This is a genomic window from Pseudomonas sp. TWI923 (assembly GCF_039673365.1).
Classification (GTDB): domain Bacteria; phylum Pseudomonadota; class Gammaproteobacteria; order Pseudomonadales; family Pseudomonadaceae; genus Aquipseudomonas; species Aquipseudomonas sichuanensis.
The window spans coordinates 23,048-29,252 of sequence record NZ_JBDJLM010000067.1 but is presented as its reverse complement, the minus strand read 5'-3'; the positions used below and the strand labels follow the sequence as shown (position 1 = coordinate 29,252).

At 64.1% G+C, this 6,205-nt stretch carries 5 protein-coding genes; 2 read left to right on the top strand and 3 right to left on the bottom strand.

From position 1 onward, the window contains the following. Nucleotides 1–72 precede the first annotated feature (72 nt). The gene (trxB, locus tag ABE459_RS20725) at nt 73–1,029 is read right to left on the bottom strand and encodes a thioredoxin-disulfide reductase (protein WP_125465494.1); all 957 of its coding nucleotides are present in this window, start codon (nt 1,027–1,029) and stop codon (nt 73–75) included. Between the two features lie 327 nt (nt 1,030–1,356). On the opposite strand from trxB, the gene cysZ reads away from it, so the two are divergent. Continuing rightward, nucleotides 1,357–2,085 (top strand): sulfate transporter CysZ, encoded by a 729-nt coding sequence (cysZ, locus tag ABE459_RS20720; RefSeq protein ID WP_125860305.1) that lies wholly within the window; start codon nt 1,357–1,359, stop codon nt 2,083–2,085. 134 nt (nt 2,086–2,219) lie between these two features. Here the strand turns inward: cysZ and ABE459_RS20715 are convergent, their stop codons facing one another. Beyond that, nucleotides 2,220–3,536, bottom strand: a complete 1,317-nt coding sequence (locus ABE459_RS20715) for a PAS domain-containing methyl-accepting chemotaxis protein (protein ID WP_258705090.1) — start codon at nt 3,534–3,536, stop codon at nt 2,220–2,222. A gap of 176 nt (nt 3,537–3,712) precedes the next feature. Here ABE459_RS20715 and ABE459_RS20710 point away from each other — a divergent pair, with 176 nt between their 5' ends. Then, a complete protein-coding gene (locus ABE459_RS20710) occupies nt 3,713–4,930 on the top strand; it encodes a glycosyltransferase family 1 protein (protein ID WP_322359980.1) in 1,218 nt (405 codons plus the stop codon). Here the strand turns inward: ABE459_RS20710 and ABE459_RS20705 are convergent. Further along, complete coding sequence (locus ABE459_RS20705; protein WP_323830614.1) at nt 4,899–6,002, bottom strand: NADH:flavin oxidoreductase; 1,104 nt, start codon at nt 6,000–6,002, stop codon at nt 4,899–4,901. The genes ABE459_RS20710 and ABE459_RS20705 overlap by 32 nt on opposite strands. Nucleotides 6,003–6,205: the final 203 nt, after the last annotated feature.

Genomic DNA, 6,205 nt, shown 5'->3' with positions numbered 1-6,205 from the left:
TTCTGGGCGCTGGCACCCCCTCGCTCGTGTGGGTGGGGTGCGTGCCCCGCCCCCGCGATGGTTTGACCAGGACTAGGCGTTAGCCAGGCCGTCCAGGTAGCGCTCGACATCCAGTGCAGCCATGCAACCGGCACCGGCCGAGGTGATGGCCTGGCGGTAGACGTGGTCGGCCACGTCGCCGGCGGCGAACACGCCTTCGACGTTGGTGGCGGTGGCGTTGCCTTCACGGCCGCCGTGCACCACCAGGTAGCCGTCCTTGAGGGTCAGCTGGCCTTCGAACAGCGAGGTGTTCGGGGTGTGGCCAATGGCGATGAACACGCCGTCGACCTTGATCTCGTCAAAGCTGCCGTCGTTGTTCTTCAGACGCGCACCGGTCACGCCCATGTTGTCGCCCAGTACTTCGTCCAGGGTGGCATTGAGCTTGAGCTCGATCTTGCCTTCGGCCACGCGGGCGTGCAGCTTGTCGATCAGGATCTTCTCGGCACGGAAGGTATCGCGGCGGTGCACCAGGGTGACCTTGCTGGCGATGTTGGCCAGGTACAGCGCCTCTTCCACGGCAGTGTTGCCGCCACCGACCACGGCAACCGGCTTGTTGCGGTAGAAGAAACCGTCGCAGGTAGCGCAGGCCGAAACACCTTTGCCCATGAAGGTTTCTTCCGACGGCAGGCCCAGGTAGCGAGCGCTGGCACCGGTGGCGACGATCAGTGCGTCACAGGTGTAGGTGCCGCTGTCGCCACGCAGGGTGAACGGCTTGTTGGCCAGGTCGACGGCATTGATGTGGTCGAAGACGATCTCGGTCTCGAAGCGCTCGGCGTGTTCCTGCATGCGCTGCATCAGGGCCGGGCCGGTCAGGCCGTGGGGGTCGCCCGGCCAGTTGTCGACTTCGGTGGTGGTGGTCAGCTGGCCGCCGGCCTGCATGCCGGTGATCAGCAGCGGCTTGAGGTTGGCGCGGGCGGCATATACCGCGGCGCTGTAACCGGCAGGGCCGGAACCCAGAATGATGACGCGCGAATGACGTACTTCAGACATGTCGAACTCCTGTCGAGCGGGCCGCAGCGGGCCGGCATCGGGATGCCGGCTGTGCCAGCTGGAATTAAAAGGGACCCACGCAGCACTTGGGGAAGTGCTACAACGCGTCGGCCCAAAAACGAAAAGTTGAGCGCACTGTAGCGAGGCCGCAGAGATTAAGGAAATATCCTTCGACAATCCACCTTATAGAGAGTCTCTATCCAAGGAGAAAACCGATAGGGATTGTCCATACGCTTTGTTACAGACCGTTTCGCAGGCAGCGGGCGCCTTTCGTCGAAACGGCAAACTCGGTAAGGTCAGCGCGTTTTCCTTCTGCGGAGCGTTCCGATGCAAGCCCCCGTCCTTTCTGGCCCGCAATACCTGCGCGAAGGCCTGAAACTGATCCTCAGCCCGAGCCTGCGGCTGTTCGTGCTGTTGCCCCTGGCGGTCAACCTGCTGCTGTTCGGCGGGCTGATCTGGTTCGCCGGCCACGAGTTCAGCCTGTGGGTCGATGCGCTGATGCCCAGCCTGCCCGACTGGCTGAGCTTTCTTTCCTACATTCTCTGGCCGCTGTTCGTTGCCCTGGTGTTGTTGATGGTGTTCTTCACCTTCACCATGTTGGCCAACGTCATCGCCGCGCCGTTCAATGGCTTCCTCGCCGAGAAAGTCGAAGTGGTGGTGCGCGGCCAGGACAACTTCCCGGCGTTCAGCTGGGGCGAGCTGGTGGCGATGGTGCCACGTACCTTCGGCCGTGAAATGCGCAAGCTCGGTTACTTCCTGCCGCGCGCCATCGGCCTGTTCATCCTGTCGTTCATCCCGGTGATCAACGTGGTCGCCGCGCCGCTGTGGCTGGTGTTCGGCGTGTGGATGATGGCCATCCAGTACATCGACTACCCGGCGGACAACAACAAGATGAGCTGGCAGGACATGCTGGCCTGGCTGCGCCAGAAGCGCTGGCAGTCGCTGGGCTTTGGCGGCATCACCTACCTGGCGCTGATGATCCCTGGGGTCAACGTGGTGATGATGCCGGCGGCGGTGGCCGGGGCTACGTTGTTCTGGGTGCGCGAGCGCAATTAAGCGCGTGAGGGCATAACTGTCTTGTGTTGCTTGCAATGGCCTCATCGCCGGCAAGCCGGCTCCCACAGGTACGACGCGATCCATGTGGGCGCGGGCTTGCCGGCGATGAGGCCAGCGCAGGTCATGCGAATGGATCAGTGACTCAACTGGCTGGAAAACTGCCCCACCGCATCCACCACCTTCTTCGCGCCTTCCTGGATCTCCACGATCACCCCGCCGGTATCGGCTGCCAGGGCCAGGCCCTGTTCGGCCTGGCGCTTGCTGGTGTCGATGATGTCCACCGCCGCCTGGGCCAGTTGCTCGTTCTGCTGCACCACCTTGGCGATTTCTTCGGTGGCGCTGCTGGTACGCGAAGCCAGCTGGCGCACTTCGTCGGCGACCACCGCAAAGCCACGGCCTTGCTCGCCAGCGCGGGCGGCCTCAATGGCCGCGTTGAGCGCCAGCAGGTTGGTCTGGCCGGCGATGTCGCTGATGGTCTTGATGATCGCGCCAATCACCTTGGACTGCTTGTCCAGCGCCTGGATGCCGTCGGCGGCATCCTGCATCGAGCCTTCCAGCCCGCGCATCACGTCCACAGTCTGGGTAACCACGTCGGTGGCCTTGCGCGCGCAGCTGTCGGTTTCCAGCGAGGTGTTGTAGGCGATGTCCGCAGCCTGGGCCACCGCCAGCTCCTGGTTGACCTGGTCGGTGATCACCGTGGCGAACTTGACCACTTTGTAGAGCACGTCGTGGGCGTCGATGATCGGGTTGTACGAGGCCTCCAGCCACACCGTGCGGCCATGGGCGTCGACGCGCTTGAAACGCTCGGCAACGAATTCGCCGCGACGCAACTTTTCCCAGAATGCCTTGTACTCCGGCGAGTTTGCCTCTTCCGGATCGCAGAACATGCGGTGATGCTTGCCACGCACTTGCTCCAGGCTGTAACCCATGCCCTGCAGGAACCGGTCGTTGGCGGTCAGCACCTGGCCATCGAGGTTGAATTCGATCACGGCGGTGGAGCGCATCAACGCCTTGATCAGGCTTTCATGTTCACGCGACGTTTCGATGGTGCGGGTCAGGTCGCTGGAATGCAGGGTGAAGTACTTGATCTGCCCGCCACTGTTCTTCACCGGCTGCAGGATCGAGCGCAGCCAGGCTTCTTCACCGTTGCCGCGCAGCAGGCGGAATGCGCCGTTCAGATGCTCGCCACGGGTGATTGCGGTTTTCATGCGCTGGTAGAAATCGAGCTTCTTGACGTGGGCCGGCACGATTTCTTCGATGTTGCGCCCGATCAGTTGCTCGGCGCGGTAGAGCATCTCGGTCTCGAAATTGCCGTTGACCGTCTCGATGCGCCCCTGGGGGTCGAGCTGGAGTACCAGCATTTCGCTGTCGAGGCTGTTCTTGACCTGTTCGATGGACATCAGCTCTTCACGCAGCTGCTGGATTTCTTGCTTCAGTTTGCTGTTGAACATCACCGCTCTCCCGGAGCGCACACCATAGTCGAATGCATCTTCATCGGCTGCGCCCCAAGGATTCTTGAGCGGCTGATGGCAATAATTCATCAGTGCGAGGCGCCGAAAATCAGGCGTCATCCAGACGTCACAAAGCCGTCACATACCCGCAACGGGTGCGGCGGACACTTTTGCACATGAATACACCGTCCCTGCGCATCACCCTGGTCAGCGAAACCTTCCCACCGGAGATCAACGGCGTGGCCAATACCCTTGGCCGCCTCGATGCCGGGCTGCGCCAGCGGGGCCATCAGGTAGAGGTGATCCGCCCGCGCCAGGCGGGCGACAGCGTGCCGGATACGGAGGGTGAACTGCTGCTGTGCCGAGGCTGGCCGTTGCCGGGCTACCCCGGGCTGCAGTGGGGCGAAGTGTCGATGCACAAGCTGCTGCGGCGCTGGCGCCGCCAGCGTCCGGACGTGCTGTACATCGCCACCGAGGGCCCGCTGGGCCTGAGCGCCCTGCGCGCGGCCCGGCGCCTGGGTATTTCGGTGGTCAGTGGTTTTCATACCAACTTCCCACAGTACTCGGGCCAGTACGGCCTGGGCCTGCTGACGCGGCTGCTCACCCACTACCTGCGCTGGTTCCACCGGCGCACCGCGATCACCCTGGTACCCAGCGCCAGCCAGCGCCTGGCCCTGGAGCGACGCGGCTTCGAAAACCTCGGTCTGATGGCCCGGGGTGTCGATGCCTGCCTGTTCAACCCGGCGCGGCGCAGCCAGGCCCTGCGTGAGCAGTGGGGGTTGGCGGCCGATGACATTGCCGTGGTGCATGTCGGGCGCCTGGCTGCGGAAAAGAACCTCGCCCTGCTGCGCCCTGCCCTGGACACCCTGCAAGCACGTTATCCACAGCGCCGGCTGCGCCTGATCATGGTGGGTGACGGTCCGCAGCGCGCCAGCCTTGAACAGCAGTTGCCAGATGCCCTGTTCTGCGGTGCGCAACGTGGCGAACAGCTGGCCGAACATTACGCCAGCGGCGATCTGTTCCTGTTCCCGAGCCTGACCGAGACCTTTGGCAACGTGGTGCTCGAGGCGATGGCCTCGGGGTTGGCGGTGGTTGCCTACGATGAGGCCGCCGCCGCCCAGCACATCCGCCATGGCCACAGCGGCGCCCTGGCCATGCCAGGTGACCAGGCAGCGTTCATCGACGCCGCCTGCTGGCTGCTGGAAGAAAACGAAACCTTGCGCAGGGTGCGCCTCAACGCCCGCCAGCATGCCAGCCGCCAGGGCTGGCCGGCGATCGTCGAGCAGTTCGAAGGGTACCTGCGCGACGCCTGCCGTGCTGGCGCGCATGCGAGCGAGCAGGCGCCAGCCCATGCCGTGGCGATCAAGCCAGGGTCGTCAGCGCCTCGCGGCTGAACGGCAGCACGTCAGCCTCACGCCCGTCACGCACTTTCTGCGCCCACTGCGCATCTACCAGCAGGGCGCGGCCCACGGCCACCAGGTCGAACTCCTCGGCCTGCAACCTGCGCAGCAGCCCTTCCAGGCTGGCCGGTTTGGCCACCTTGTCGGTATCGACCATGAACTGCAGGAACTCGCCGTCCAGGCCGACACTGCCCACGGTGATGGTCGGTTTGCCGGTGAGCTGGCGGGTCCAGCCAGCCAGGTTCAGCTCGCTGCCGTCGAACTCCGGCTCCCAGAAACGCCGGGTAGAACAATGGAAGATATCCACACCCGCCTCGGACAGAGGCTTGAGGAACGCCGCCAGGGCCTCTGGGGTTTGCACCAGGCGCGCGCTGTAGTCCTGCTGCTTCCACTGGGAGAAGCGGAAGATGATCGGGAAGTCCGGCCCCACCGCGGCTCGCACGGCCTGGATCAGTTCGATGGCAAAGCGTGAGCGCCCGGCCAGGTCACCGCCATATTCGTCATCGCGGCGGTTGCTGGCTTCCCAGAAGAACTGATCGATCAGATAACCATGGGCGCCGTGGATCTCGACACCGTCCATGCCGATGGCCTGGGCATCACGGGCAGCCTGGGCGAAGGCGGCAATCACCTCGCGGATGTCGTCATGGCTCATGCCATGGACCACGACCTTGCCGTCCTTGTCCTTGCCGCTCGGGCCATGGCCCGGCACGCTGGCATCCGGCTCGGTGCCCAGCCGGCGCACACTGCCCACATGCCACAGCTGCGGCACGATCCGCCCGCCTTCGGCATGCACGGCTTCGACCACGCGTTTCCAGCCGACCAGCGCATCTTCGCCGTAGAAGCGTGGAACGTTGGGATAGCCGTTGGCGGCCTTATGACCAACCGTGGTGCCTTCGGTGATGATCAGGCCGACACCGGCAGCAGCACGGCGGCGGTAGTACTCGACCACGCCATCATGGGGTACGCCACCGGGGCAGAAGGTACGGGTCATCGGTGCCATGACCACGCGGGTCGGCAAGTCGAGGGTGCCAAGGGTGAAAGGCTGGAACAGAGGGTTGCTGGACATGCGGCGCTCCCGACGGGTGAGGAAATGCGCCTGAGCTTAGGGGTAGCGGGTAGGTGGGCACAGCATTATTGATCGGGGTGATTGGCAGGTATCCCAGATGAGCGCGGGGCAGGCTGAGATCTCACAGAACTGCACAGCGCTTGCTGATTCGCGCGAACCTGTGGGAGCGGCTTTAGCACCGAACACCGGCATAGCCGGTGCCC

Bases quoted from the DNA above. Each gene is read 5' to 3' on its own strand.
- trxB (WP_125465494.1), bottom strand. From the start codon at position 1,029: ATGTCTGAAGTACGTCATTCGCGCGTCATCATTCTGGGTTCCGGCCCT.
- cysZ (WP_125860305.1), top strand. From the start codon at position 1,357: ATGCAAGCCCCCGTCCTTTCTGGCCCGCAATACCTGCGCGAAGGCCTG.
- ABE459_RS20715 (WP_258705090.1), bottom strand. From the start codon at position 3,536: ATGTTCAACAGCAAACTGAAGCAAGAAATCCAGCAGCTGCGTGAAGAG.
- ABE459_RS20710 (WP_322359980.1), top strand. From the start codon at position 3,713: ATGAATACACCGTCCCTGCGCATCACCCTGGTCAGCGAAACCTTCCCA.
- ABE459_RS20705 (WP_323830614.1), bottom strand. From the start codon at position 6,002: ATGTCCAGCAACCCTCTGTTCCAGCCTTTCACCCTTGGCACCCTCGAC.